At 57.7% G+C, this 24995-nt stretch carries 26 protein-coding genes; 16 read left to right on the top strand and 10 right to left on the bottom strand.

The genetic code is table 11. From position 1 onward, the window contains the following. Position 1 precedes the first annotated feature (1 nt). The 3 genes from ngg (at position 2) to KDX37_RS02610 (ending at position 3424) form a co-directional block, all read left to right on the top strand. Complete coding sequence (ngg, locus tag KDX37_RS02620) at positions 2–1750, top strand: N-acetylglutaminylglutamine synthetase (protein WP_231651121.1); 1749 nt, start codon at positions 2–4, stop codon at positions 1748–1750. Between the two features lie 96 nt (positions 1751–1846). Next, a complete protein-coding gene (locus KDX37_RS02615; RefSeq protein ID WP_231651119.1) occupies positions 1847–3043 on the top strand; it encodes an osmoprotectant NAGGN system M42 family peptidase in 1197 nt (398 codons plus the stop codon). Between the two features lie 153 nt (positions 3044–3196). Next, positions 3197–3424, top strand: coding sequence for a YheU family protein (locus KDX37_RS02610; RefSeq protein WP_231651116.1), 228 nt, complete (start codon positions 3197–3199; stop codon positions 3422–3424). A gap of 3 nt (positions 3425–3427) precedes the next feature. Here the strand turns inward: KDX37_RS02610 and csrA are convergent, their stop codons facing one another. The 4 genes from csrA to KDX37_RS02590 all read right to left on the bottom strand — a co-directional run bounded on the left by csrA (position 3428) and on the right by KDX37_RS02590 (position 5512). Beyond that, complete coding sequence (gene csrA, locus KDX37_RS02605) at positions 3428–3622, bottom strand: carbon storage regulator CsrA (protein ID WP_231651115.1); 195 nt, start codon at positions 3620–3622, stop codon at positions 3428–3430. 173 nt (positions 3623–3795) lie between these two features. Continuing rightward, the gene (locus KDX37_RS02600; RefSeq protein ID WP_231651114.1) at positions 3796–4128 is read right to left on the bottom strand and encodes a YnfA family protein; all 333 of its coding nucleotides are present in this window, start codon (positions 4126–4128) and stop codon (positions 3796–3798) included. Positions 4129–4212: 84 nt separating this feature from the next. Then, positions 4213–5025: an SDR family oxidoreductase gene (locus KDX37_RS02595; RefSeq protein WP_231651113.1), complete on the bottom strand. Its 813-nt coding sequence runs from the start codon at positions 5023–5025 to the stop codon at positions 4213–4215. Positions 5026–5128: 103 nt separating this feature from the next. Next, on the bottom strand, positions 5129–5512 hold the full coding sequence (locus KDX37_RS02590; RefSeq protein WP_231651112.1) for a DUF2784 domain-containing protein: 384 nt from the start codon (positions 5510–5512) through the stop codon (positions 5129–5131). A gap of 330 nt (positions 5513–5842) precedes the next feature. Here KDX37_RS02590 and KDX37_RS02585 point away from each other — a divergent pair, with 330 nt between their 5' ends. Further along, on the top strand, positions 5843–6001 hold the full coding sequence (locus tag KDX37_RS02585; protein WP_231651111.1) for a DUF3309 family protein: 159 nt from the start codon (positions 5843–5845) through the stop codon (positions 5999–6001). 129 nt (positions 6002–6130) lie between these two features. Here KDX37_RS02585 and KDX37_RS02580 read toward each other — a convergent pair whose 3' ends face one another. The 3 genes from KDX37_RS02580 to KDX37_RS02570 all read right to left on the bottom strand — a co-directional run bounded on the left by KDX37_RS02580 (position 6131) and on the right by KDX37_RS02570 (position 9189). Then, a complete protein-coding gene (locus KDX37_RS02580; protein ID WP_231651110.1) occupies positions 6131–7789 on the bottom strand; it encodes a cation acetate symporter in 1659 nt (552 codons plus the stop codon). Beyond that, entirely contained in the window at positions 7786–8097 is a 312-nt protein-coding gene (locus tag KDX37_RS02575) for a DUF485 domain-containing protein (protein WP_231651109.1), read from the bottom strand. Before KDX37_RS02575 ends, KDX37_RS02580 begins: the two co-directional genes overlap by 4 nt. A 237-nt stretch (positions 8098–8334) precedes the next feature. Further along, positions 8335–9189 carry a glycine betaine ABC transporter substrate-binding protein gene (locus tag KDX37_RS02570; RefSeq protein ID WP_231651108.1) on the bottom strand — a complete coding sequence of 285 codons (855 nt, stop codon included), beginning with the start codon at positions 9187–9189 and terminating at the stop codon, positions 8335–8337. A 1197-nt stretch (positions 9190–10386) separates the two neighbouring features. Here KDX37_RS02570 and KDX37_RS02565 point away from each other — a divergent pair. The 3 genes from KDX37_RS02565 to KDX37_RS02555 all read left to right on the top strand — a co-directional run bounded on the left by KDX37_RS02565 (position 10387) and on the right by KDX37_RS02555 (position 13549). Then, positions 10387–11685, top strand: coding sequence for a serine/threonine protein kinase (locus KDX37_RS02565; RefSeq protein ID WP_231651107.1), 1299 nt, complete (start codon positions 10387–10389; stop codon positions 11683–11685). Continuing rightward, complete coding sequence (locus tag KDX37_RS02560) at positions 11678–12490, top strand: MlaA family lipoprotein (protein ID WP_231651106.1); 813 nt, start codon at positions 11678–11680, stop codon at positions 12488–12490. Before KDX37_RS02565 ends, KDX37_RS02560 begins: the two co-directional genes overlap by 8 nt. A 204-nt stretch (positions 12491–12694) precedes the next feature. Next, on the top strand, positions 12695–13549 hold the full coding sequence (locus KDX37_RS02555; RefSeq protein WP_231651105.1) for a pirin family protein: 855 nt from the start codon (positions 12695–12697) through the stop codon (positions 13547–13549). Between the two features lie 88 nt (positions 13550–13637). Here the strand turns inward: KDX37_RS02555 and KDX37_RS02550 are convergent, their stop codons facing one another. Then, positions 13638–14819, bottom strand: a complete 1182-nt coding sequence (locus tag KDX37_RS02550; RefSeq protein WP_231651104.1) for a patatin-like phospholipase family protein — start codon at positions 14817–14819, stop codon at positions 13638–13640. Between the two features lie 32 nt (positions 14820–14851). Further along, positions 14852–15784 carry a lipid A biosynthesis lauroyl acyltransferase gene (locus KDX37_RS02545; RefSeq protein ID WP_231651103.1) on the bottom strand — a complete coding sequence of 311 codons (933 nt, stop codon included), beginning with the start codon at positions 15782–15784 and terminating at the stop codon, positions 14852–14854. A 120-nt stretch (positions 15785–15904) separates the two neighbouring features. On the opposite strand from KDX37_RS02545, the gene minC reads away from it, so the two are divergent. The 5 genes from minC to KDX37_RS02520 all read left to right on the top strand — a co-directional run bounded on the left by minC (position 15905) and on the right by KDX37_RS02520 (position 20043). Then, the gene (minC, locus tag KDX37_RS02540; RefSeq protein ID WP_231651102.1) at positions 15905–16642 is read left to right on the top strand and encodes a septum site-determining protein MinC; all 738 of its coding nucleotides are present in this window, start codon (positions 15905–15907) and stop codon (positions 16640–16642) included. Between the two features lie 232 nt (positions 16643–16874). Beyond that, positions 16875–17687 (top strand): septum site-determining protein MinD, encoded by an 813-nt coding sequence (gene minD, locus KDX37_RS02535; protein ID WP_231651101.1) that lies wholly within the window; start codon positions 16875–16877, stop codon positions 17685–17687. After that, complete coding sequence (minE, locus tag KDX37_RS02530; RefSeq protein ID WP_002552653.1) at positions 17687–17941, top strand: cell division topological specificity factor MinE; 255 nt, start codon at positions 17687–17689, stop codon at positions 17939–17941. The genes minD and minE overlap by 1 nt, the downstream gene beginning before the upstream one ends. A gap of 90 nt (positions 17942–18031) precedes the next feature. Continuing rightward, entirely contained in the window at positions 18032–18667 is a 636-nt protein-coding gene (locus tag KDX37_RS02525; RefSeq protein WP_231651100.1) for an RluA family pseudouridine synthase, read from the top strand. An 86-nt stretch (positions 18668–18753) separates the two neighbouring features. After that, the gene (locus tag KDX37_RS02520; protein ID WP_231651099.1) at positions 18754–20043 is read left to right on the top strand and encodes a M18 family aminopeptidase; all 1290 of its coding nucleotides are present in this window, start codon (positions 18754–18756) and stop codon (positions 20041–20043) included. 256 nt (positions 20044–20299) lie between these two features. Here KDX37_RS02520 and KDX37_RS02515 read toward each other — a convergent pair whose 3' ends face one another. Continuing rightward, entirely contained in the window at positions 20300–21019 is a 720-nt protein-coding gene (locus KDX37_RS02515; RefSeq protein WP_231651098.1) for a UTRA domain-containing protein, read from the bottom strand. 354 nt (positions 21020–21373) lie between these two features. Between KDX37_RS02515 and KDX37_RS02510 the strand changes: the two genes are divergently transcribed. The 4 genes from KDX37_RS02510 to KDX37_RS02495 all read left to right on the top strand — a co-directional run bounded on the left by KDX37_RS02510 (position 21374) and on the right by KDX37_RS02495 (position 24995). Beyond that, entirely contained in the window at positions 21374–22441 is a 1068-nt protein-coding gene (locus tag KDX37_RS02510; RefSeq protein WP_231651097.1) for an ABC transporter substrate-binding protein, read from the top strand. A gap of 124 nt (positions 22442–22565) precedes the next feature. Beyond that, positions 22566–23372 carry an alkaline phosphatase family protein gene (locus tag KDX37_RS02505; protein WP_231651095.1) on the top strand — a complete coding sequence of 269 codons (807 nt, stop codon included), beginning with the start codon at positions 22566–22568 and terminating at the stop codon, positions 23370–23372. A 38-nt stretch (positions 23373–23410) separates the two neighbouring features. Next, the gene (locus KDX37_RS02500) at positions 23411–24211 is read left to right on the top strand and encodes an ABC transporter permease (RefSeq protein WP_231651317.1); all 801 of its coding nucleotides are present in this window, start codon (positions 23411–23413) and stop codon (positions 24209–24211) included. Beyond that, entirely contained in the window at positions 24198–24995 is a 798-nt protein-coding gene (locus KDX37_RS02495; protein WP_231651093.1) for an ABC transporter permease, read from the top strand. Before KDX37_RS02500 ends, KDX37_RS02495 begins: the two co-directional genes overlap by 14 nt.

Here is a 24995-nt window from a genome sequence, read left to right as displayed (position 1 = left end):
GATGAAACAGAATGCGACGACTTACAGCCAGCGCCTGCTGCGCGGGCAGTCGCCCACCTATGAACGCCTGCAGGCTCGTTTTGCCGAGGACGGCAGTCAGCCGGAAGGTGAGCCTCTGGCATTGCACTGCGGCTGGGGCCGCTTGCTGATTGGGCATACGTTTCCTGACCCGGCGGCGCTGGCCCAGGACCTGCTCAACGAGAAACCCGGTGAGCGCGACATCGCGTTGTACGTGGCGGCACCCCAACAGGTTTTGGCACAGGCACCCCAGCAGTTGTTTCTCGACCCGTCCGACACTCTGCGCCTGTGGTTCAGCGATTACCGTCCGGCGCAGCGTGTGTTTCGCGGCTATCGCATTCGTCGCGCGCAGAGCGAGTCCGACTGGCAGGCGATCAACAACCTGTATCTGGCGCGCGGCATGCTGCCGATCGACCCTGCCCTGCTGACCCCCCGTCATCAGGGTGGACCGGTGTATTGGCTGGCGGAAGATGAGAGCACTCACACCGTGATCGGCAGCGTCATGGGCCTCAATCATCAGAAAGCCTTCAGCGATCCGGAAAAAGGCAGCAGCCTCTGGTGTCTGGCAGTCGATCCGCAGTGCACCCGCCCAGGCGTCGGTGAAGTGCTGGTACGTCACTTGATCGAACACTTCATGAGCCGCGGCCTGAGCTACCTGGATCTGTCGGTGCTGCATGACAACGATCAGGCCAAGGCGCTTTACGCCAAGCTCAACTTCCGCAACTTGCCGACCTTCGCCATCAAGCGCAAGAACGGCATCAATGAATCGCTCTTCCTGGGGCCCGGCCCTCAGGCGAACTTCAATCCGTATGCGCGAATCATTGTCGAGGAAGCGCATCGTCGAGGTATCGACGTGCAAGTGGACGATGCCGACGCCGGATTGTTCACGCTCAGCTATGGCGGCCGTCGCGTACGCTGCCGCGAATCATTGAGCGACCTCACCAGCGCGGTCAGCATGACGCTGTGTCAGGACAAAAGCCTGACACATCGAGCGCTGAAAGCTGCAGGCCTACGCCTGCCTGCCCAACAGCGCGCGGGCAGCGAAGAGGAAAACCGTGCTTTTCTTGAAACCCATGGCCAGGTTGTCGTCAAGCCGCTGGACGGCGAACAGGGCCAGGGTGTGGCGGTTGATCTGCGTACGCTTGAAGACGTGCAGAATGCCATCGAGCGTGCTCGCCAATTTGACGCCCGCGTGATTCTGGAAAGCTTTCACGAAGGCCTGGACCTGCGCATCGTCGTGATCGGCTTTGAAGTGGTGGCTGCTGCCATACGACGCCCAGCCGAAATCAATGGTGATGGCCGCCATACCATCAAGCAACTGATCGAAGCCCAAAGTCGCCGCCGTGCCGCCGCGACTGACGGCGAGAGCAAGATCCCCATGGATGAGGAAACCGAGCGCACGGTGCGCGAAGCCGGTTACGACTACTCGACTGTGCTGCCCCTGGACGAGCGCCTGGCCGTACGCCGCACCGCAAATCTGCACACCGGAGGCTGCCTTGACGATGTCACGGCCATACTCCATCCAGTGCTGATTGATGCAGCGGTGCGTGCGGCACGGGCGCTGGATATTCCGGTTGTCGGTCTGGACCTGATGGTGCCTGCCGCCGATCAGGCCGAGTACGTATTCATTGAAGCCAATGAACGCGTAGGGCTTGCCAACCACGAACCTCAACCCACCGCCGAAAGATTCGTCGATCTGCTGTTTCCGCACAGTTTGCCTGTGCATATTTGACCGCAGTTACACGCTTGAGGGACAGCCTGCACATGGGACTTTCGACCCGTGTGCAGGCTGTAGACCTGGCCTGTAACTATTCCTGGAGGAGCTTCCATGACCCCTGCAAATATCCCCGACCCGGATCTGAAGTACCTGCAGAAAGTTCTGTTGGAAATGCTCGCGATCCCAAGCCCGACCGGCTTCACCGATACCATCGTGCGCTACGTTGCCGAGCGCCTTGAGGAAATAGGCATTCCGTTCGAACTGACGCGACGAGGCACCATTCGCGCGACGCTCAAGGGCAAGCAGAACACCCCTGACCGTGCCGTGTCTGCGCACCTAGACACCATTGGTGCCAGCGTCAGGGAAGTCAAAGACAACGGCCGTCTGGCCTTGGCCGCAGTGGGCTGCTGGTCCAGCCGCTTTGCCGAAGGCAGCCGTGTCAGCGTGTTCACCGACACCGGCGTCATCCGTGGCAGCGTACTGCCGCTCATGGCTTCAGGCCACGCGTTCAATACTGCCGTTGATGAAATGCCGATCAGTTGGGATCACATCGAACTGCGCCTTGATGCTTATTGCACCACACGCGCCGACTGCGAATCACTGGGCATCGGCATTGGTGACTTCGTGGCATTCGATCCCCTGCCGGAATTCACCGAGAGCGGCCATATCAGCGCGCGTCATCTGGACGACAAGGCAGGCGTGGCTGCATTGCTGGCGGCCCTGAAGTCCATCGTCGACAGCGGCGCCGAGCCCCTGATCGATTGTCACCCGCTGTTCACCATCACCGAAGAAACCGGCACGGGCGCGGCAGGTGTATTGCCTTGGGACGTCAGTGAGTTTGTCGGCATCGACATTGCACCTGTCGCGCCGGGTCAGCATTCCAGCGAACATGCGGTCAGTGTCGCCATGCAGGATTCCGGTGGCCCTTACGACTATCACCTGTCCCGGCACCTGTTGCGTCTGGGCGTCGAGAACGAGCTGCCTGTGCGTCGCGACCTGTTTCGCTACTACTACAGTGACGCCCATTCGGCCGTAACATCGGGCCACGACATCCGCACGGCGCTGCTGGCCTTCGGCTGTGACGCGACGCACGGCTACGAGCGTACCCATATCGACAGCCTGGCGGCGCTGAGCAAGCTGCTCGGAGCCTACATCCTCAGCCCGCCAGTATTTGCCAGCGACGCCAAGCCCGCGCAGACCTCACTGGAGCGTTTCAGCCATCAGATCGAGCATGACGCTCAGATGGAGTCCGACACCCGTGTACCACCGGTCGACAGCCTGATCGGACAGAATCGCGAAGAAAGCTGATACCGCTCAAAGCAGCCGGGCACTGCCCGGTCTGCTCCTGCATACAGGGTCAGTCGTTTGCCTGCCGCTGAAGAACGGCATTGCGCCCCGTTATAAATTGCGATGCTCGCCACCGCAGCACTATCATCGCCGGCTATCGACAAGAGAACCGCCATGCTGATCCCCTACGACCAACTTGAACCCGACACTCTCACTCGCCTGATCGAAGACTTCGTGACGCGTGAAGGCACCGACAACGGTGACGAGACGCCACTGCAAACTCGCGTACTGCGCGTACGGCATGCGCTGACCAAAGGCCAGGCGGTGATTTTTTTCGACCAAGAAAGCCAACAGTGCCAGTTGATGCTCAAACACGACGTGCCCAAGGAATTCTTCGACTGAGCCTCACGAGGCAGGTGACATCGGCTGTTCCGCCAATTTGGCAGCGATACGCCGGAAGACTTCGGCACGGTGAATCTTGATATGTTTGGGTGCGTCAATGCCAAGCCGAACCTGATTGCCGTTCACACCCAGAATCTGCACGGTGATGTCGTCACCGATGGAAAAGGTTTCGCCAATTTCCCGCGTCAATACCAGCATGCTTCCCGCCTCTCTTGTTATGAGAAAAGAGGCAGGGTGCAGCGCAGAAGCGCACGCTTCAATGTGCGGATGACAAATCAGTAACACCCTTCAGGCCCATCGGAATATACCGACGGAAGCATCCTACTTAACAGCCATTTACGTAGGATAAATCGTCTGCAGCGGCTGTTCGTTCAGCTGGCAGACCAGCGAGGTCCGAGCAAAATAATCGTCGCCCCCACCACGCAAAAAGCCAGCCCAAGCCAGTCGGACGTCAAAGGCCTGACCCGCTCGACCAACCCCAGCCAGGCGATCGACGCCACAATGTAGATCCCGCCATACGCTGCATAAGCGCGCCCGGCGTAGGCCGCTTCAACGCGGGTCAGCAACAGGGCGAACACGGTCAGACTGACCAGCGCCGGGATGATCCACAACGCGCTCTTGCCCTGCCGCAGCCATAGCCAGAAGGCATAGCAGCCGAAAATCTCGAACAGGGCCGCGAGCAGAAACCACAGATAATTGAGCACAGCCACTCTCTTCAGGGGTAACGATACAGGCCCGCTACCCTACCAGAGATTTCAGCGCCAGCGCTGCGGCTGCCGACGTCAGCGTTACTGTGTCTGACGCGCCTTGGCGCGCATTTTCCCGCACATTACCGTCATCTCTTCATACATCGCCTGCGGTTGCTTGCGCTTCATTTCCCAAGCCAATCGGCCTTCTTCATGGGGCAGGATCATGAACTCGCCTTTGGCGACTTCCTCGAAGATATGATCAGCGATGTCGCTGGCAGTGATCGGCGACTTTTCCAGCAGCCTGCCGATCTGCGCTTTCATGGCGGGTGTCGGGCCGCGAAAGGAATCGAGCAGGTTGGTCTGGAAGAAGGACGGACACACCACGTGCACACTCACGTCCTGATCACGCAGCTCGACCAGCAGGCTTTCCGAGAGCGCTACAACACCTGCCTTGGCCACGTTGTAATTGCTCATTGCCGGTGCCTGCATCAGCGCTGCCATTGAGGCAATGTTGATGATCCGGCCCTTGCTGGCCTGGAGCATCGGCAGAAAAGCCTTGCAGCCCTTGACCACGCCCATCAGGTTGATCGCGATCTGCCAGTCCCAGTCTTCCAGCGACAATTCGTTGAAGAAACCACCTGAAGCCACGCCTGCGTTATTGACGATCACGTCGATACCGCCGAAGCGCTCTTCACACGCCTGGGCAAAAGCGGTGAGCTGGCTGTAATCGCGCACATCACAGCGTTGAACAAAGCCATCACCTCCGGCTTCGCGAACCCGTGATAGGGTTTCCTGCAAACCGGCATCATTGATATCAGACAGCGCAAGACGCCAGCCCTCGCGTGCCCAGCGCAGTGCAATTTCACGGCCCAGACCTGAGCCTGCGCCAGTAACCATGATGCGATTTTGCATAACAGAATGCCTTGTGATGTGCAGGAGTAACTGAAGTGTAATCACAGCCGAGGTCCTGTAACCCCACCATCAAGACGCTGAATGCCTGGAGCAAACCCGGACCTCATCCCGCGTTGCTGCGGCGCAGCCAACGAAACAGCAGAACACCGTAGACCAAGGCATTGATCGACACGACGATGGCGCCCAGCCACAGTTGTATGGCGGGAGTGAGCGCGGCGGGATAAATGAGCGGAATCAGGTAATGCTCGACAAAATCGCCCTCATAGCCTTGTTCACCGGCCTTGAGACGCAGCGCGTTTTCCAGGGGTGTCAGCGGACAATACACGTGCATGAATTCCACGATCATGCCCCATGCCATGGCGGGTACGTGCACCAGCGCAACCCTGGGCCAGCGCCAGACGGCAAGACCACCGGCCAATACGAAGACGATAAAGAACAGATGAAACAAAACGACTGCATCGGCTGCCAATCGATAGACCACGGTCATGCTCCTTCTGCGTGCCCATGCAACGCATTAAATCATCAGCCTGCCATTAACGCTCAAGTAATGCGGGATACTTTACTGGCTCAATAGTTCAATCTTTCTCAAGCCGTTTTGGTACAGATATGCCTCTAAAATGTCCACTTGCTATGAATGTTTAAAATCCAAGCTCCTGATCAGACTCATTTTTTAAATTTGTAAGCATTTGTATTAAGTTGAACGAACCTTTTGATAAACACCGGGGTCGGATATTTCAGGCAGTCGAACCCGACGCCATTGGGTGCTGGCTTCAACTGCAGTAGCTATCAAACTGGACATTAAAAGAAGGAACTCGTCATGGGCCTCGGCACTATTCTTATCATCGTTCTGATTCTGCTGCTGGTCGGCGGTCTGCCGGTATTCCCGCACTCACGCAGCTGGGGCTACGGTCCATCGGGCATCATCGGCACGATCCTGGTCATCCTGTTGATTCTGGTACTGCTCGGCAGGATATAACCAGTTTCCAGCGATATGAAAGCCCTGCTACTGAAGCGGGGCTTTTTATTGCCTGTAACTTTATCGCTTGAGAAAACCGAGGCAAAAAAAAACAGCCCTGAAGGGCTGTTTTTTTATACTGCGCAACGCTTAGTGCGACACTGCACCGCTGGCACCCAGGCCAGTCTGCGAGCGTACGAACTGCGGCATGAACAAGGCGCGCTCGCCCTCTGCGGCTTTCGACTTGTCGGTGATGGAGAAGAACCAGATACCCACGAATGCGATGGCGATGGAGAACAGCGCCGGGTATTCGTAAGGGAAAATGGCTTTAGGATTGTGCAGGATCTGCACCCAGATGGTAGGGCCCAGGATCATCAGCACCACTGCACTTATCAGCCCCATCCAGCCACCAATCATGGCACCGCGGGTGGTCAGGTTTTTCCAGTACATGGAGAGCAACAGAACCGGGAAGTTGCAGCTGGCTGCGATGGAGAACGCCAGGCCCACCATGAACGCAATGTTCTGGCTTTCGAAGGCGATGCCCAACACGATGGCCACAAGCGCGAGAGCGATGGTGGTGATCTTCGAGACGCGAATTTCATCCTTCTCGTTGGCTTTGCCTTTCTTGATCACACTGGCGTACAGGTCATGAGACACCGCCGAAGCACCCGCCAGCGTCAGGCCTGCAACCACTGCCAGGATGGTGGCAAATGCAACCGCGGAGATGAAGCCCAGGAACAGACTGCCACCGACCGCATTGGACAGGTGAACCGCCGCCATGTTGTTACCACCCAGCAAGGCACCCGCTGCGTCCTTGAACGCCGGGTTGGTGCTGACCAGCAGGATGGCGCCGAAACCGATGATGAAGGTCAGGATGTAGAAGTAGCCGATGAAACCAGTCGCGTACAGAACCGATTTACGGGCTTCCTTGGCATCGCTCACAGTGAAGAAGCGCATGAGGATGTGAGGCAGGCCAGCGGTACCGAACATCAGTGCCAGGCCGAGCGAGAACGCCGAGATCGGATCTTTTACCAGACCGCCCGGGCTCATGATTGCCTCACCTTTAGGGTGAACCTTGACCGCCTCGGAGAACAGCATGTTGAAGTCGAAATTGACGTGCTTCATGACCATCAGCGCCATGAACGACGCACCGGACAGCAGCATCACTGCCTTGATGATCTGCACCCAGGTGGTGGCCAGCATACCGCCGAACAGCACGTAGAGGCACATCAGGATACCGACCAGAATCACCGCAACGGTGTAGTCCAGACCGAACAGCAACTGGATCAGCTTGCCGGCACCAACCATTTGCGCAATCAGATAAAACGCCACGACGACCAGCGAACCGCAAGCCGACAGTGTCCGGATTTCCTTTTGCTTGAGACGGTACGAAGCAACGTCCGCAAATGTGTATTTGCCCAGGTTACGCAGACGCTCTGCGATCAGGAACAAAATGATCGGCCAGCCGACCAGAAAGCCGATCGAGTAGATCAGACCGTCGTAGCCCGAGGTGTATACCAGCGCGGAAATACCCAGGAAAGAGGCGGCTGACATGTAGTCGCCCGCAATCGCCAGACCGTTTTGAAAACCGGTGATCTTGCCACCTGCCGAATAGTAATCCGACGCGGTCTTGTTCTTCTTCGATGCCCAGTAGGTGATGTACAGGGTAAAGCCTACGAACAGCACGAACATGACGATAGCCGACACGTTCAAGGGTTGCTTCTGCACAGCCCCGGTGAGTGCATCTGCCGCCATGAGGGCCGGAGCGAAAACTGAAAGGCCGAGGGCCGCGGATAGACGACGGATCATTGCTGAATCTCCTTGAGAACCGCATTGTTCAGATCGTCAAACTCGCCATTGGCGCGGCGCACGTAAATGGCCGTCAGAATGAATGCAGAGATGATCAGGCCGACCCCGATCGGCATTCCCCAGGTAATGGAAGATGTTGCGCTCAGTTTGGCCCCCAGAATATGAGGTCCGTACGCAATCAATAGGATGAATGCGGCGTAAAGCCCAAGCATGATCGCCGAGAGAATCCAGGCGAAACGCTCTCTCTTGGAGACCAGCTCCTTGAAACGCGGGCTGTTTTGAATCGAGAGGTAAATGCTGTCGTTCATTGTTTTTGTCCTCGCAGCACAGATGAGATGTCACGCAATCCACTTTAGTCGGGTCCGGCGCGCACTCCAGACGACCTTAGTATTAGAACGACATTAGTCGTAGACACAGGCCACGTTGCAAACGCGGCAAACTGAACAGTAGTCGAAACGCAAAAACAGTCATGCCTGAAACGAAAAAGGCCGTCCGATATTAAAACCGGACGGCCTTCAAAAGCCTGTTTCAGAAGCCTGGCTGGACTATTTGGCGGTCCACTCAGCGACGCGATCAGGGTGTTTGGCTACCCATTCCTTGGCGGCTGCCTCGGGCTTGGCACCATCCTGAATCGCCAGCATGACTTCACCGATTTCATCCTTGGAGGCCCACTGGAATTTTTTCAGAAACGCGACGACATCCGGCGCTTTCTTTTCCAGGCTCAGGCTGGCGACGTTGTCGACCGTTTCGGCGGCGCCATAAACACCTTTTGGATCTTCCAGGAAGCGCAGCTTCCACTTGGCAAACATCCAGTGCGGCACCCAGCCTGTTACGGCGATGGATTCGTTGCGTTTCTCGGCGCGTGTCAGCTCGGCAATCATGCCCGCGCCGGAACTGGCCTGCAGCTTGTAGCCGTCCAGACCGTAATCCTTGATGGCCTGATCAGTCTTGATCATCACACCCGAACCTGCGTCGATACCGGTGATCTTCTTTTTGAAGGAGTCATCGGTCTTCAGGTCTTCGATGGTCTTGGCTTTCACGTACTCCGGCACGATAAGGCCGATCTTGGCGTCCTTGAAGTTGGGTCCGTAGTTGACAACCTGATCCTTGTACTTGGTGTAGTACTCACCGTGAGTACCCGGCAACCAGGCCGAGAGCATCATGTCCAGCTTGTCGGTGGCGACTGCCTGCCACATGATCCCGGCAGCCACAGACTGCAGCTTGACGTCATAACCGAGTTTTTGTTTGAGCACCTCGGATGCCACGAAAGTGGTGGCGACACTGTCGGACCAGCCTTCTACATAACCGATGGTCAGTGTCTTTGTTTCAGCCATGGCCAGTGTAGAGCTGGCAGCAAGTACCAGGGCGGCACCCGCGCCCAGGATATTTCGAATCTTCATCGTCACTTCCCCGGAAGTCATGCACCGACGGATGTCGGGCATCGTTAACGTTGTTTTCCAAGACCGCTTGCACGCCCGACATTGGGGCAGCCCGCGCCCTGCACGCCTTGATCAGTCTTGCGCACGACAACTCGCACCGCAGCGCCACCCTGATCATCAACCTGCGCGGGGATCAGACATGCTCTGTCTGCGACACCGGGACAACGCTGAACGACATCACACAGCCATCAGCGACAACACCTGATAAAAAGCGCTCGAACGCCGTCTGGATATTGCATGCCAGACAAACCTGCTTGCGCTGCCTCGACAGCGACGGCCCTGTGTTCGCCTGCCACAAGGTGATTGCCGATGCCCTGTTTTGGCGCTCACCTGAAAGAGAAACAAGATGTGTTACCGCTCAGCCATGGGGAACACCCAAGTCGGGTAACACGGGAACATTCCTGTCTGTTTCCTGAACCGCACTTTCGCCACAAATCAATCAAGCCATTGTTTTTCAAGGCATTTAAAAAGTTGGCACAGGTTCTGCTATCTCTCTTGCACAACAAAAATAAAAAAACATGCAGCAACCCAATAAAAACAAAACGTAACGGCTCTGACATAACAAGAACAACACGGACAGAGACGCAGCTAACAGATTTTTTTGGAGTGGACCCGCTTTACAGAGACTCTCCCTGGAGAATCTCGCAACCGGACAGAGAACAATAAAACTACCTTAAGGTAGCTGCAGAACCGGTTGGATCGTAATGCTGTGCAGGCATTGGATCAAAGTGAATCAGCGCTCAAAAAAATACGTTTGCTCTTGACCCCGTATGGGGGTCGCACAAGACGCTGTAAAGGGACAGGTCGCCAAAAACAACAACAGGCCGCCCTATAACAATAAAAAGAGCACGTGAACCACATTAAAGGAGAGCTCAGGCTCTCCTTTGTGCTTTCTGGCGTTCAGCCCGGCTTTCGCAATCCCTTTTGACTGACCGCAGACAGGAGCCAATCCTGCCCGAATCAGGAAGTCATGCACCAAAAGCAGGCCAAAACGTTCAGTTCAGAAAAAAAGGCACAGATCTGCATTGTAAATTCCACAGAACGTGTATTGTTCGCTCATGTTTACAAAGGTTCGCCGGTCAATGCGGCACTTTGGCACTACAGTAGTGGTCATAGCCTGCGTACCTCATCAGCACTTCTTTCCCAAGGGATTTAGTCATGCTCCGTTTTCTGCGCTTCGCTACCGTTATAGGTGGCCTGTGTTTAAGTGCGTCCGCTTTGGCGACCACTGTCGACCCCGCCACTTATGGCTATCCGCTGACTAACCCGTTTGAAGCGACCATTGCGACCACACCGCCCGATCTGCGCCCCGACCTGCCCGATGATGAAGACATCGACCAGGACGTTTACACCCTCAATCTGCACCCTGAGCGTGAATTCACGCTGCCGGACAACTTCTGGGCAGTGAAGAAACTGCACTACCGTCTGGCCAAGCAGGACCACGCCGCGCCACTGATCTTTCTGATCGCAGGCACAGGCGCGCCGTACAACAGCACCATCAATGAATTCCTGAAAAAACTGTATTACGGCGCGGGATATCACGTCGTGCAGTTATCGTCGCCTACCAGCTACGACTTCATGAGCTCGGCTTCACGCTTTGCAACACCCGGCATTTCCAAGGATGACGCAGAAGACCTGTACCGCGTAATGCAGGCCATCCGAGCCCAGCAGGCGCAACTGCCTGTCACCGACTATTACCTGACCGGTTACAGCCTTGGCGCACTCAACGCGGCGTTCGTCAGCCAGCTTGACGAAACCCGTCGCAGCTTCAACTTCAAGAAAGTGCTGCTGCTCAATCCTCCGGTCAACCTCTACACCTCGATCAGCAACCTCGACAAACTGGTGCAGACCAACGTCAAGGGCATCAACAACACCACGACGTTCTACGAACTGGTGCTGGCCAAGCTGACGCGTTACTTCCGCCAAAAGGGCTACATCGACCTCAACGATGCATTGCTGTTCGACTTTCAGCAGTCCAAGCAGCATCTGACCAACGAACAGATGGCGATGCTGATCGGTACCTCGTTCCGCTTCTCCTCGGCTGACATTGCGTTCACGTCCGACCTGATCAACCGTCGTGGCCTGATCACCCCGCCGAAGTTTCCGATCACCGAAGGCACCAGCCTGACGCCGTTCCTGAAACGCGCCCTGCAGTGTGATTTCGACTGCTACCTCACCGAACAAGTGATTCCGATGTGGCGCGCCCGCACAGATGGCGGCAGCCTGCTGCAACTTGTGGATCAGGTGAGCCTATATGCACTGAAGGATTACCTGCACAACAACACCAAGATTTCCGTCATGCACAACGCTGATGATGTGATTCTGGGCTCCGGTGATCTGGGCTTCCTGCGCAAGACCTTTGGCGATCGCCTGACCGTTTACCCTTACGGCGGCCATTGCGGCAACATCAATTACCGCGTCAACAGCGACGCCATGCTGGAGTTCTTCCGTGGCTAAACGTCTTTTACTCCTTGCCGCCCTGCTCTGCGCCGGTACGGTCAATGCCGCTGACGCGGATACCAGCAACAAAGCACAACATCCGGCTACCGTGGCCCGCCAGACGGACGCGGACGGGTTCACCCAACCGCTCAAGTCGTTGCAGTTCAACCCGGGGCTGGACCAGCGCGAATTCGAACGTGCGTCCATCAACGCGCTGGAAGTCTACGATCCGCTGGAATCCTGGAACCGCCGGGTCTACCACTTCAACTATCGCTTCGACGAGTGGGTGTTCCTGCCAGTCGTCAATGGCTACAAATACATCACCCCTGGCTTCGTACGCAGCGGCGTGAGCAACTTCTTCGCCAACCTGGGTGATGTGCCCAACCTGCTGAACAGCCTGTTCCAGTTCAAAGGCGAGCGTTCGCTGGAGACAACGGGGCGTCTGCTGCTCAACACCACCATCGGTGTCGCGGGTCTTTGGGACCCGGCGACCATGATGGGCCTGCCGCGTCAGAGTGAAGACTTCGGGCAGACGCTCGGCTTCTATGGCGTGCCTGCAGGTCCTTACCTGGTGCTGCCGCTGTTCGGTCCGTCGAACCTGCGTGATACAGGCGGCCTGTTGTTCGACTACACCGCCGAGACGGCGATCAATTTCCTGAACGTCGCTCAGGTCAGCAGCGACCACCCGGAAATCACCCTCCTGCGGGCCATTGACCGTCGCTATGTCACCAGCTTCCGCTACGGTCAGTTGAACTCGCCATTCGAATACGAAAAAGTCCGCTACGTGTACACCGAGTCACGCAAGTTGCAGATCGCCGAGTAAGCGAGACGCATCAAAAAATGGCCAGCCGGAGTTATCGGGCTGGCCTTTTTTTCGGCAATAATTTGTAGCTTGAAGCAGCCATAGCCCTTCCGGATAGCGATACATCGACTATTACGATCAGTTTCCCCGACTATTCGAACCCATCAATCGATTCTACAGGCATACCATGGTGTCCATTGTCATCTGACCGGGAGTGCTTTTTTCATGACTCAATTTCGTAAAGTGTTATCTGTCCACGCGGGCCGCCCCACTTCTGATGGTGCTGGTGTGCGTCTGACTCGAGTATTCGGCGGCCAGGGTGTAGAGCAGTTCGATCCGTTTCTGATGCTCGATGAATTCGGCTCGGAAAACCCGGACGAATACATCGCAGGCTTTCCGCCTCACCCGCATCGCGGCTTCGAGACAGTGACCTACATGCTCGAAGGGCGCATGCGTCACGAAGACCACATGGGCAATGTCGGCCTGCTGCAAAGCGGCGGCGTGCAATGGATGACCGCTGCTCGCGGCGTGATCCACAGCGAAATGCCCGAACAGGAAGCAGGCGCAATGCGTGGCTTCCAGCTCTGGCTGAACCTGCCGGGCAAGACCAAACTCGGCGATGCCGGCTATCAGGACATCCAGCCCGAAAACATCCCGCGCCTGACTACCCAGGCGGGCGTCGAGGTGGTGGTGATTGCCGGTGAATTCGACGACGGTCAGACAAGACAGCAAGGCGCAGTGCAGCGTCCGGATACCGAGCCGCTGTACTTCGACTTTCACTTGCCTGCTGGCGGCCAGATAAGCCCACGCCTGCCAGAAGGGCATCGTGCGTTGTTATACGTGTATGAAGGCAGTATCGACGTTGCAGGCAGCGACCAGTCCGTCAGCACCAGCCGCCTGGCGCGCCTCGCCGATGAAGGCGAGCTGCAAATCAGCAGTACCGAAGGCGCACGTGTTCTGCTGATTGCCGGCAAGCCATTGCGTGAACCAATCGTGCAATACGGGCCATTCGTGATGAATACCCGTGAAGAAATTGAAGAAGCTCTGCGTGATTTCAGAAATGATCGTCTGACCGCGTAACGCCGTTACCCCACGCAGCCCCAGATCCGCAAGGACCGCCAGCACCTTCCTTGCCGATCTGGCCATTCGAAACCCGCCACTGCGTGGGTCAGTCAAGGCGCAGAAAACGTTTCAACTCCGCGCCTTGGGCAATGGCATCGTGGCGACCCAGTTCGATCAGTTCGCTGCAGTAACCCGATTCGAACAACAGATAGCTCAGCACGCTTGCGCCGCTGGTCTTGGTTGCACCCGGCCCGCGCAGAAAGGTACGCAACGCCGGAGGCAATTCGCGGCGGTGGCGGGCGGCAATCTCATCAAGGGGTTGGCTCGGGGAAATCACCAGCACGTCCACCGGTGCCATCCCTGGCTGTCTGACCTGATCATCGGGCAGCATCGCACTGGCCATGTTCAGACGCTCAAGCAGTTCGATGTCGCTTTCCAGGTTGTCAATGAACGTGCTGTTGAGCATGTGGCCGCTGATCTGCGCCAGGCTCGGCTGTGCGCCCGTGGGTGGCCGCGGCGCAGGTCGCTTGGCTTGCAGCCCGCGTGGGTTGCCACTGACACCGACCACCAGTACACGGTTGGCCCCCAGGTGCAGCGCCGGGCTGATCGGCGCCGATTGGCGTACCGCGCCGTCACCGAAGTATTCATCCTCAAGCTTGATCGGCGCGAACAGCAAAGGTATGGCCGAGCTGGCCAGCAGATGTTCTACCGTCAACTGTGTCGGCCGGCCGATACGGCGATGTCTCAGCCATGGGTCAATGGTGCCTCGGCCCTGATAAAACGTGACTGCCTGCCCCGACTCATAACCAAACGCCGTGACCGCAACCGCGCGCAGATGGTGAGCATCAATGGCTTCATCGATACCGGACAGGTCCAGCCGCTCGGTAAGCAGGTCGCGCAGCGGCGAACTGTTGAGCAGCGCAACAGGGATGTTGCGGCCCATCCCGGTCAGGCTGCGGCCAAAAAATCGACCTGCCTGACGGATGACACCCGGCCAGTCACTGCGCAGCACCTGATGGCTGCGAAATGACTGCCAGAACTCGGTCAACTGATGGATGGCGATACGGAAATGCAGCGCACCGCTGGCCAGCTTCACGGCATTGATGGCCCCGGCGGACGTACCGACGATGACTGGAAACGGATTGGGTGCGCCAGGCGGAAGGAGGTCGGCGATGCCCGCCAGCACGCCAACCTGATAAGCAGCGCGGGCGCCACCACCTGACAGAATGAGCCCGGTAACGGGCTCTGCATCGCTTGCAATGGGAATCGCTACGGCAGGATCTGGCATCTACAACTGACCTCGGTGATCAACGACGCTTTTTATTTATGTTTGTTATATAGCTTCGGTTCACCGGCTGGTCGACTTTTAAAACGTCGATGAGCCCACAGATACTGTTCAGGACATTCAGTAACAACCCTTTCTACCCACTGATTGATGCGCAGGCAATCGGCTTCATCGCTTTCGCCCGGGAAATCCTGCAGTGGCGGATGAATGACCAGGCGATAACCGCTGCCGTCCGCAAGACGCTGCTGCGTAAACGGCACGACCCGTGCGCGCCCGAGCCGGGCAAACTTGCTGGTCGCGGTAACCGTCGCCGCCTGAATGCCAAACAACGGCACAAACACGCTTTGTTTGGCGCCGTAATCCTGATCCGGCGCATACCAGATAGCGCGACCAGCGCGCAGCAGCTTGAGCATACCGCGCACGTCCTCGCGCTCCACCGCGAGCGAATCCAGGTTATGGCGCTCACGACCGCGACGCTGTACGAAATCGAAGAGCGCATTGTTGTGCTCACGGTACATGCCATCGATGGTGTGCTGCTGGCCGAGCAGGGCCGCGCCGATTTCCAGAGTAGTGAAATGCAATGCCATCAGAATGACGCCCTCACCCTGCTGATGCGCACGCTGCAGGTGCTCCAGCCCCTCGATGTGGGCGAGCTTTGCCAGGCGCTTTCTGGACCACCACCAGCTCATGGCCATCTCGAAGAAGGCAATGCCGGTGGAGGCGAAGTTTTCCTTGAGCAATCGCTTGCGCTCGGCCGCCGACACGTGCGGGAAACAGAGTTCCAGGTTACGCGAGGCAATATATTTTCGATCAGTGGCTACGCGGTACATCAGTGCGCCCAGCAGCCGACCGATGAGCATCAGAACACGAAACGGCAACTGGACGATCAGCCACAGAAGCCCCAGCCCCAGCCACAGCGGCCAGAAACGGGGGTGAAGGAAACGGGCTTTAAAGCGCGGGCGATCCATTTGGGCTTCCGTCAGAACAAAGGCCGCGCATTCTACAACGGTTCGACCGGCTTGCGGCCTGCGGGCGTTCTCGTTATAAGTCTCGGCACTTTTAGCGACAAGCTGTTGTGTATACCCACCATGAGCCAGATTGAATCGCAGAACCCTGATCCCGTATTTCAGCTCAAGGGCAGCATGCTTGCCATCACTGTGATGGAGCTGGCCCGCACCAATCTTGAAGCGCTGGACCGTCAACTGGCGGCGAAGGTGGCTCAGGCCCCGAATTTTTTCAGCAACACACCGTTGATTCTGGCTTTGGACAAGCTCGCGCCGAACGAAGGCCCTGTCGACCTGCCGGGCCTGGTGCGCATCTGCCGTCAGCACGGTTTGCGTACGCTGGCAATCCGCGCCAACCGCATTGAGGACATCGCCGCAGCCATCGCTGTCGACCTGCCGGTACTGCCGCCCTCGGGCGCGCGCGAACGCGTGATCGACCCGGTCGAGGTCGAGGCACCGAAAATTCCTGAAAAACCACCCGAGCCGATCATCAAGCCGACCCGTATCATTACGGCGCCGGTACGGGGTGGCCAGCAGATTTATGCCCAGGGTGGCGATCTGGTTGTGGTCGCCCCTGTGAGTCCGGGTGCGGAACTTCTGGCCGATGGGAACATCCATGTTTACGGCCCAATGCGCGGCAGAGCACTGGCAGGCATCAAGGGCGACACGCGGGCACGGATTTTCTGCCAGCAGTTGAGTGCCGAGCTGATTTCCATTGCCGGGCAATACAAGGTGTCCGAGGACCTGCGCAGAGACCCTTTGTGGGGCTCGCCGGTACAAGTCAGCCTGTCCGGTGATGTGTTGAACATCATTCGTCTTTAACGGATACTGCCGCAATTTTCAAAGCATCTCTGATTCGTCGCGAAAACGTAGCAAAGGTTGTAGGAAATCCCGAGAAGTGTTGCTTCTTGGCAGGTTATTGACAAGAAAGCAGTAGCTTATGGCCACGCTTTCGATCATCAGCCTCCCGGTTTCCAGAAACTCTTCGACTAACGCCGCGTCAAGGGATGCTCTTCAGGGACTAAACGTCCTTTTCCTCTAGGGGTGATTCACCTTGGCCAAGATTCTCGTTGTTACATCCGGCAAGGGTGGTGTGGGCAAGACCACCACCAGCGCCGCTATCGGTACCGGCCTCGCACTGCGCGGCCACAAGACAGTCATCGTCGACTTCGACGTCGGCCTGCGTAACCTCGACCTGATCATGGGTTGCGAGCGTCGTGTCGTGTATGACTTTGTCAACGTGGTAAATGGCGAGGCCAATCTGCAACAGGCTTTGATCAAGGACAAGAAGATCGAAGGCCTGTTCGTGCTGGCAGCCAGCCAGACTCGTGACAAGGACGCACTGACCAAGGAAGGCGTCGAAAAAGTTCTGATGGAACTGAAAGAGTCGTTCGAATACATCGTCTGCGACTCACCTGCAGGCATCGAGACTGGCGCGCATCTGGCCATGTACTTCGCGGACGAAGCCATTGTCGTGACCAACCCTGAAGTGTCGTCGGTACGCGACTCCGACCGTATGCTGGGCCTGCTGGCGAGTAAATCGCGCCGCGCAGAAAACGGCGAAGACCCGATCAAGGAACACCTGCTGCTCACGCGCTACAACCCTGAACGTGTCAGCAAGGGCGAAATGCTCGGTGTGGAAGACGTCAAGGAAATCCTCGCAGTCACCCTGCTGGGCGTTATCCCTGAGTCCCAGGCCGTTCTGAAGGCCTCCAACCAGGGCGTTCCGGTCATTCTGGATGATCAGAGCGACGCCGGTCAGGCCTACAGCGATGCTGTTGACCGCCTGCTGGGCAAAGACCGGGAACATCGCTTCCTGGATGTGCAGAAGAAAGGATTCTTTGAACGTCTGTTCGGGGGTAATTAATGAATATTTTTGACTTCTTTCGTGACCGTAAAAAAGAAAGCACAGCTTCGGTAGCGAAAGAGCGTCTGCAGATCATCGTCGCCCACGAACGTGGCCAGCGGAGTACCCCGGACTACCTGCCTGCCTTGCAGAAAGAACTGGTGGAAGTGATCCGCAAGTACGTCAATATCGAGTCTGATCAGGTACAGGTCGCTCTGGAAAGCCAGGGCAGCTGTTCGATTCTGGAACTCAATATCACCCTGCCCGATCGCTGATCAGGCAATCGTCTGCGGCGGTATCGGCGTGCTCCTGCGGGAGTGGCGCCCATACCGCCGTTGGCGTTTCTAGCGTTTCGAGGCCGTTGCATGCCGTTGTCGAACATCCGCATCATTCATCAGGACGCTGCTGTTCTGGTGATCGATAAGCCAACCCTGCTGCTTTCCGTCCCCGGCCGTGCCGATGACAACAAGGATTGCCTGATTACCCGCCTGCAGGAAAACGGTTACCCCGAAGCCCGGATCGTCCATCGGCTGGACTGGGAAACCTCGGGCATCATTCTGCTCGCTCGCGATGCTGACACGCACCGTGAACTGTCGCGCCAGTTTCATGACCGCGAAACCGAAAAAGCCTACACCGCTTTGTGTTGGGGCCATCCGACGCTGGACAGCGGCAGTATCGATCTGCCGTTGCGCTACGACCCGCCGACCAAACCGCGCCACGTGGTTGATCACGAGGCGGGCAAGCACGCCCTGACGTTCTGGAAGATTGTCGAACGTTACGATACCCATTGCCGGGTCGAGCTCACGCCGATCACCGGTCGCTCGCATCAATTGCGCGTGCACATGCTGTCGATCGGGCATCCTTTACTCGGCGACGGGCTGTATGCCCATCCTGAAGCGCTCGCGGCCTACCCGCGTCTGTGTCTGCACGCCAGCATGCTGAGCTTCACTCACCCGGTCTCGGGCGAGCGCCTGACGTTCAATTGCCCCGCGCCGTTCTGATCCACCTGCGTGCTGTCTCGCCGAGTGCGTGAGGCAGCGATGAGGCCAATGCGGTAAACTCGCGCCACTGCTGTCTGGAGCTAGTTATGCGCGAAGAGTTGAACAAAGGCCTCATCGATTTCCTGAAGGCGTCCCCTACCCCTTTCCATGCCACCGCCACTCTGGTGCAACACCTCGAAGCCGCTGGTTTTCAGCGTCTGGACGAGCGTGACACGTGGTCGGTTGAAACCGGCGGCCGGTATTACGTTACCCGTAACGACTCCTCCATCGTCGCGTTCCGGATGGGCCGACAGTCACCCTTGACCGGCGGCATCCGCATGGTCGGTGCCCACACCGACAGCCCGTGCCTGCGCGTCAAACCGCAACCGGAATTGCAGCGTCAGGGTTTTTGGCAACTGGGTGTCGAAGTCTACGGCGGCGCACTGCTGGCGCCGTGGTTCGACCGCGACCTGTCGCTGGCCGGGCGAGTGACTTTCCGTCGTGATGGCAAGGTAGAAAGTCAGTTGATCGACTTCAAGCTGCCGATTGCGATCATTCCCAACCTAGCCATTCACCTCAACCGCACCGCCAACGAAGGTTGGGCCATCAACGCCCAGAACGAGTTGCCGCCGATCCTTGCGCAAGTAGCCGGTGATGAGCGAGCGGACTTCCGCGCGCTGCTCACCGACCAACTGGCCCGCGAGCATGGTCTGAATGCCGACGTGGTGCTTGATTACGAGCTGAGTTTCTACGACACCCAGAGCGCTGCGGTGGTGGGTCTCAACGGTGACTTCCTCTCCGGCGCCCGCCTGGACAACCTGCTGTCATGCTTCGCTGGCCTGCAAGCCCTACTGAACACTGACAGCGACGAAACTGTGCTGCTGGTCTGCACTGACCACGAAGAAGTCGGCTCGTCGTCCACTTGCGGTGCAGATGGCCCGATGCTGGAGCAGATCGTTCAGCGCCTGCTGCCGAGCAGCGAGGACTACGTACGCACCATCCAGAAATCACTGCTGATCTCGGCCGACAACGCGCATGGGGTACACCCCAACTACGCAGACAAGCACGATGCCAACCACGGCCCGAAACTCAACGCCGGGCCGGTGATCAAGGTCAACAGCAACCAGCGTTATGCCACCAACAGCGAAACGGCCGGTTTCTTCCGCCACCTGTGCATGGCTGAAGAAGTCCCGGTACAAAGCTTCGTGGTGCGTAGCGACATGGCCTGCGGTTCGACCATAGGGCCGATCACCGCCAGCCATCTGGGTATTCGTACGGTCGACATCGGCCTGCCGACGTTTGCCATGCACTCGATCCGCGAACTGGCCGGCAGCCACGACCTGGCGCACTTGGTCAAGGTATTGAGCGCGTTCTACGCCAGCCACGAGCTGCCTTGAGCCACTGAAGCCGGGCAGAACGCTCGCAGACACGTCTGTTGTGTGCGAGCGATATCGGCAGCCTGTCAAGGGTGTCAGCTCCTCCAGTGCCATGACCCAACCCGTCCAGACTCACGAGTGTCCGAGTCATGGTGGTGAATGTCATGGACACTTTCCATTCGATGCTGATGATCATCGTCGAGTTGATGTAGACGGTCGGCTTTAATTATCGGGAACAGGCTGCTTTCAAGATTCTCGAAAGGCTTGTCTGACGCCGTCAGATATCGCGCACCATCGCGCTGACGTGAATCGCGTCGTGGCGCCAGTATTCCAGATCGCAGTCGATCAACCGCTCGTTCTGGTCATGGTTGATGCGCGCAATGCGCAGGCCAGGGCTGCCCAGCGACACCTTGAGGGCTGACGCCGCGTCGGCATGCAAGGCGGTAGGCATCACATCGAAACGTACCTGTCCGTAACGCAGGTCATAACAGCGCGCATACAGCTCGGTGAGCGACTCATTAAGGTCGTGCTCAAGAATGCCGGGGAAGAATTCCGGTTTCAGGTAGTGCTCCACATACAACACCAACCGCTGATCGATACGCCTGGCCCGGCAAATCTGAATCACGCTGGACAACGCCGGTAGCCCAAGCATCTCGCAGATCATCGCTGACGCCGGTTGCAAGCGAGCCGACAGGACCTGGGTCTGCGCAACTCGCCCCTGGGCCGACACCATGGCGTGAAAATGACTGCGACGAATCAGGTCGTACGCCAGTCGCGGCGGCGATATGAACCAGCCGCGCCGTTCCTCTCGATACACAAGCCCTTGCGCCTCCAACTGCACCAGTGCCTCACGCAGCGTAATGCGGGTGGTGTCGAAAACCTCGCTCAACTTGCGCTCGGCAGGCAGCTTGCTGCCCGGTGGCAACAGACCGTGTTCGATCTGCTCCTGCAACGCATGACAAATAGTTGTTACCGCTCGTGGCACATCTTCGCGCATGTTCGCACCTATCTGGTCTAGACCAGTGCACCTTCGTGGCATGCCCTGATGCCGCCAACGCCCTTTCAGCTGTCGTCGCAAGCCTAGGCCGGCTGTGTGACTGTCGTGTGACAAGGTGCTTCACGATCCATGCCAACCCCCTCGAAAACACCGCGCAAGCCCTTGAGATACAGGCACTTTGCAATGGTCTACGCTTAGCCCGCAACCCGCCAGAAATGCAGGCAGATTGGAATCAATTTCCACGCGCGACACGAAAATGTCATGCAACTGGCCTAACTTGGCTCAGGTATTGCTGATCTAGACCAAACCATCCGCAACGAACACTTCAGTAAAGAAGTGCACTAGGAGCTTCGAATGAAACATCTTTTGTTGGCATCACTCCTCGGTTCAGCCATTGCCATGAGCACGGCAGCCATGGCTGCGGACACAGACCTCAAGACACTGGAAGCAGCTGCCAAGACTGAAGGCGCAATCAACAGCGTCGGCATGCCGGATGACTGGGCGAACTGGAAAGGCACCTGGACCGACCTGGAAGCCAAGTACGGTCTCAAGCACATGGACACCGACATGAGTTCGGCGCAGGAAGTGGCCAAGTTCGATGCGGAAAAAGACAACGCCAGCGCCGACATCGGTGACGTGGGCGCAGCCTTCGGCCCCATCGCCGCGGCCAAAGGTGTGACCCAACCCTACAAGCCAAGCACTTGGGATCAAGTCCCGTCCTGGGCCAAGGACACGGACGGCCACTGGGCGCTGGCCTACACTGGCACCATTGCGTTCATCGTCAACAAGAAGTTGCTGCACGGCTCTGACGTGCCTAAAAGCTGGGCCGACCTCAAGACTGGCAAATACAAGGTGTCGATCGGTGACGTAAGCACAGCGGCACAAGCGGCCAATGGCGTGCTGGCCGCGTCTTTCGCGATGAAGGGCGACGAAACCAATATCGAACCGGGCCTGCAACTGTTCACCGAACTGGCCAAACAGAAACGCCTGTCGCTGGCCAACCCGACCATTCAGACCATCGAGAAAGGTGAAGTGGAAGTCGGCGTGGTCTGGGACTTCAATGGCTTGAGCTACAAGGCCAAGATGGCTAACCCGGATGACTACGTGGTGCTGATCCCATCGGACGGCTCGGTGATTTCCGGTTACACCACGATCATCAACAAATACGCCAAGCACCCGAACGCAGCCAAATTGACGCGCGAATACATCTTCAGCGACGCGGGTCAGATCAACCTGGCCAAAGGCAATGCGCGTCCGATCCGTGCCGAGCACGTCACGCTGCCTGACGACGTGAAGGCCAAGCTGCTGCCAAACGAGCAGTACAAGAACGTGACGCCGATCAAGAACCCGGCGGCCTGGGAAAAGACTTCCAAGTCCCTGCCTCAAAAGTGGAACGAGCAAGTCATCATCGAGATGAACTGATTCCTCCAGCGCCTCATGGATGAAGTCGCCCCCACAGGTTGTGTAACCCCTTACGCAGTCTGTGCGGGCGAGCCGCTCTGCCCACCAAGGGTCCTGTCATAACCTTCGCCCAAGCGAGTCGCCCATGAAACACAACGTCATCCTGATTGTGCTCGATGGCCTGAACTACGAAGTGGCACGCCATGCAATGGGCCATCTTCAGGCGTACCACGATGCCAATCGTGCCGCGCTATACAAGCTGGAATGCGAGCTGCCAGCGCTTTCCCGCCCTTTGTACGAATGCATCATGACCGGCGTCGCGCCGATCGACAGCGGTATCGTTCACAACAACGTTTCACGCCTCTCGAACCAGCGCAGCGTGTTTCATTACGCACGCGACGCAGGTTTGACCACAGCTGCCGCGGCCTACCATTGGATCAGCGAGCTGTACAACCGCACCCCGTTCGACGCTGCCCGCGACCGGCACACAGACGCACCCGAACTGGCTATCCAGCACGGGCTGTTTTACTGGGTCGACCATTACCCGGACTCGCACCTGTTTGCCGATGCCGAGAGCTTGCGGCTCAAGCATGCGCCAAACTTTCTGTTGATCCACCCCATGAACATCGACGACGCCGGGCACAAGCACGGTCTCGACACGGCGCAATACCGTAACAGCGCCCGAAGCGCGGACATCATCCTGGCCGATTACCTGCAGCGCTGGCTGGATGCGGGTTATCAGGTACTGGTCACCGCTGACCACGGCATGAACAACGACCGCTCGCACAATGGTCTGCTGCCAGAGGAACGCGAGGTGCCGCTGTTCGTATTCGGCGATGCATTCAACTTCAACGTGGATGCCAAGCCTCGACAGACCGAACTCTGCGGCACGATCTGCGAGCTGCTGGGCGTGCCTCACGATAAACCCGTGTGCCGGGGGATACTCAAGTGACCACCTTCACTCGTGGCAAATGGCTGGCGCTGCTGTGCATGGTGCCTTTTGCACTGTTCTTCATCGTGTTTCAGATCGCCCCGCTCGGCTGGGTGGCGATCCACAGCCTGCAAAGCGACAGCGGTTGGGGCTGGGAAAACTTCAGCAAGGCGTTCAGTTCGCGCTTTTACCGTCAGGCCATGCAGTTCAGTCTGGAGATCAGTTTCTGGTCGAGTCTGTTCGGGATCATTATTTCGATTCTGGGTGCTTACTCACTGCGCAAGGTGAACTCGCGCCTGCGCGACTTCGTCAATTCGTTCGCCAACATGACCAGCAATTTTGCCGGTGTCCCCCTGGCGTTCGCGTTCATCATCCTGTTGGGGTTTAACGGCGCACTGACCTTGATTCTCAAGGATGTCGGGATCATCGACGACTTCAACCTGTACTCCAAAACAGGCCTGATCATTCTCTACACCTACTTTCAGATCCCGCTGGGCGTATTGCTGCTCTACCCGGCGTTCGATGCCGTTCGCGAGGACTGGAACGAATCGGCTGCCTTGTTGGGCGCCAGCAACTTCCAGTTCTGGCGGTACATCGGCCTGCCGGTATTGACCCCGGCGTTGCTGGGCACCTTCGTGATTTTGCTGGCCAATGCACTGGGGGCTTATGCCACGGTGTATGCGTTGACCACCGGCAACTTCAACGTCCTCCCAATCCGCATCGCAGCCATGGTTGCGGGCGACATCACCCTCGATCCAAACATGGCCAGCGCTCTGGCGATGATTCTGGTGGGGCTCATGACACTGGTCACAGTGGTCCATCAGTGGCTATTGAGAAGGAGCTACCATGTCACGCGTTGAAAAAGGGCCCGCTGGGGTTTACCACAAGACCGTGGTGTATCTGCTGTTCCTGGTGCTGCTGTTGCCGCTGGCTGGCACTTTCCTGTATTCGATTTCCACCAGTTGGTCGGCCACCATTCTGCCCAGCGGCCTGACCTTCAAATGGTACGTGGCGCTGTGGAGCGATCCGCGATTCCTGGCGGCTTTCAGCCAGTCGCTGCTGGTCTGCGTGGGCGCCTTGATCCTCTCGGTGGTGCTGATCCTGCCACTGCTGTTTGTGGTGCATTACCACTTTCCGCGCCTCGACGGGCTGATGAACATCCTGATTCTGCTGCCCTTCGCGGTGCCACCGGTGGTGTCCTCGGTGGGTCTGTTGCAGCTCTACGGCTCAGGACCGATGGCGATGGTCGGCACACCCTGGATTCTGATCGGCTGCTACTTCACGGTAGCCCTGCCCTTCATGTACCGCGCCATTACCAACAACCTGCAAGCAATCAACCTGACCGATCTGATGGACGCTGCCCAGTTGCTCGGCGCCAGCACCTGGCAGGCTGCCTTCATCGTGGTGCTGCCGAACCTGCGCAAAGGTCTGATGATTGCCCTGCTGCTGTCGTTTTCCTTTCTGTTTGGCGAATTTGTCTTCGCCAACCTGCTGGTGGGTACCCGCTACGAAACCCTTCAGGTCTACCTGAACAACATGCGTAACAGCAGTGGGCACTTCAACAGTGCGCTGGTGATTTCCTACTTCCTCTTTGTGCTGGTGCTGACCTGGGCCGCCAACCGACTGAACAAGGACAAAGACTGA

It is taken from the genome of Pseudomonas californiensis, from assembly GCF_021147775.1.
Lineage (GTDB): Bacteria > Pseudomonadota > Gammaproteobacteria > Pseudomonadales > Pseudomonadaceae > Aquipseudomonas > Aquipseudomonas californiensis.
The sequence above is the reverse complement of the archived record's forward strand: the minus strand, read 5'-3'. Positions and strand labels throughout refer to the sequence as shown.

What these genes read in the sequence shown, in the direction of transcription:
- minE (WP_002552653.1), top strand. Translation starts at nt 17,687, where the DNA reads ATGAATATTTTTGACTTCTTTCGTGACCGTAAAAAAGAAAGCACAGCT.
- KDX37_RS02520 (WP_231651099.1), top strand. Translation starts at nt 18,754, where the DNA reads ATGCGCGAAGAGTTGAACAAAGGCCTCATCGATTTCCTGAAGGCGTCC.
- KDX37_RS02590 (WP_231651112.1), bottom strand. Translation starts at nt 5,512, where the DNA reads ATGACCGTGGTCTATCGATTGGCAGCCGATGCAGTCGTTTTGTTTCAT.
- KDX37_RS02500 (WP_231651317.1), top strand. Translation starts at nt 23,411, where the DNA reads ATGGTGCCTTTTGCACTGTTCTTCATCGTGTTTCAGATCGCCCCGCTC.
- KDX37_RS02595 (WP_231651113.1), bottom strand. Translation starts at nt 5,025, where the DNA reads ATGCAAAATCGCATCATGGTTACTGGCGCAGGCTCAGGTCTGGGCCGT.
- KDX37_RS02575 (WP_231651109.1), bottom strand. Translation starts at nt 8,097, where the DNA reads ATGAACGACAGCATTTACCTCTCGATTCAAAACAGCCCGCGTTTCAAG.
- KDX37_RS02495 (WP_231651093.1), top strand. Translation starts at nt 24,198, where the DNA reads ATGTCACGCGTTGAAAAAGGGCCCGCTGGGGTTTACCACAAGACCGTG.
- KDX37_RS02515 (WP_231651098.1), bottom strand. Translation starts at nt 21,019, where the DNA reads ATGCGCGAAGATGTGCCACGAGCGGTAACAACTATTTGTCATGCGTTG.
- KDX37_RS02585 (WP_231651111.1), top strand. Translation starts at nt 5,843, where the DNA reads ATGGGCCTCGGCACTATTCTTATCATCGTTCTGATTCTGCTGCTGGTC.
- KDX37_RS02510 (WP_231651097.1), top strand. Translation starts at nt 21,374, where the DNA reads ATGAAACATCTTTTGTTGGCATCACTCCTCGGTTCAGCCATTGCCATG.
- KDX37_RS02580 (WP_231651110.1), bottom strand. Translation starts at nt 7,789, where the DNA reads ATGATCCGTCGTCTATCCGCGGCCCTCGGCCTTTCAGTTTTCGCTCCG.
- ngg (WP_231651121.1), top strand. Translation starts at nt 2, where the DNA reads ATGAAACAGAATGCGACGACTTACAGCCAGCGCCTGCTGCGCGGGCAG.
- csrA (WP_231651115.1), bottom strand. Translation starts at nt 3,622, where the DNA reads ATGCTGGTATTGACGCGGGAAATTGGCGAAACCTTTTCCATCGGTGAC.
- KDX37_RS02570 (WP_231651108.1), bottom strand. Translation starts at nt 9,189, where the DNA reads ATGAAGATTCGAAATATCCTGGGCGCGGGTGCCGCCCTGGTACTTGCT.
- KDX37_RS02615 (WP_231651119.1), top strand. Translation starts at nt 1,847, where the DNA reads ATGACCCCTGCAAATATCCCCGACCCGGATCTGAAGTACCTGCAGAAA.
- KDX37_RS02505 (WP_231651095.1), top strand. Translation starts at nt 22,566, where the DNA reads ATGAAACACAACGTCATCCTGATTGTGCTCGATGGCCTGAACTACGAA.
- KDX37_RS02610 (WP_231651116.1), top strand. Translation starts at nt 3,197, where the DNA reads ATGCTGATCCCCTACGACCAACTTGAACCCGACACTCTCACTCGCCTG.
- minC (WP_231651102.1), top strand. Translation starts at nt 15,905, where the DNA reads ATGAGCCAGATTGAATCGCAGAACCCTGATCCCGTATTTCAGCTCAAG.
- KDX37_RS02565 (WP_231651107.1), top strand. Translation starts at nt 10,387, where the DNA reads ATGCTCCGTTTTCTGCGCTTCGCTACCGTTATAGGTGGCCTGTGTTTA.
- KDX37_RS02545 (WP_231651103.1), bottom strand. Translation starts at nt 15,784, where the DNA reads ATGGATCGCCCGCGCTTTAAAGCCCGTTTCCTTCACCCCCGTTTCTGG.
- KDX37_RS02555 (WP_231651105.1), top strand. Translation starts at nt 12,695, where the DNA reads ATGACTCAATTTCGTAAAGTGTTATCTGTCCACGCGGGCCGCCCCACT.
- KDX37_RS02550 (WP_231651104.1), bottom strand. Translation starts at nt 14,819, where the DNA reads ATGCCAGATCCTGCCGTAGCGATTCCCATTGCAAGCGATGCAGAGCCC.
- KDX37_RS02525 (WP_231651100.1), top strand. Translation starts at nt 18,032, where the DNA reads ATGCCGTTGTCGAACATCCGCATCATTCATCAGGACGCTGCTGTTCTG.